At 69.6% G+C, this 612-nt stretch carries 1 protein-coding gene; it reads left to right on the top strand.

Annotation, left to right across the window (positions count from 1 at the left end; genetic code table 11):
• Window positions 1-612, top strand: a 612-nt coding sequence (locus A5750_RS20435) for an AMP-binding protein (protein ID WP_156664378.1), incomplete at both ends; no start/stop codon positions are given.

Here is a 612-nt window from a genome sequence, read left to right on the forward strand (position 1 = left end):
GGTGGTGCGTGCGCCGGGGGCGGTGGCGGTGCGGTGTGCGGGTCGTTCGTTGTCGTATCGGGAGTTGGATGAGGCGTCGAATCGGTTGGCGCATGGGTTGATTGCCCGGGGTGCGGGTCCGGGGGAGTCGGTGGCGGTGTTGTTGGACCGCTCGGCCGAGGCGATCGTGGCGATCCTGGCGGTGCTCAAGAGCGGGGCGGCATATTTGCCGATCGATCCGGGGTTGCCCGAGGCGCGCATCGAGTTCATGTTGACCGACACCGCGCCGGTGGCCGCGGTGACCACGGTCGCGCTGGCCGACAAGCTGGCCGGGCATGTGTTGCCGGTCATCGACGTGCACAGCCCCGCACTGCAGTCGCAGCCCGCCACGGCGCCCCCGGGCCCGGATCCTGAGGATGTCGCGCACATCATCTACACCTCGGGGACCACCGGGGTGCCCAAGGGGGTGGCGGTCAGCCACGCCAATGTGACCCGGTTGTTCGACGCCCCGGCGGTGGGGGTGGCGTTGGCGCCCGGGCAGGTGTGGACCCAGTTCCATTCGTATGCGTTTGATTTCTCGGTGTGGGAGATCTGGGGGGCGCTGCTGCACGGCGGGCGACTGGTGGTGGTCCC

The sequence above is a fragment of the Mycobacterium sp. 852002-51613_SCH5001154 genome, assembly GCF_001667425.1.
Lineage (GTDB): Bacteria > Actinomycetota > Actinomycetes > Mycobacteriales > Mycobacteriaceae > Mycobacterium.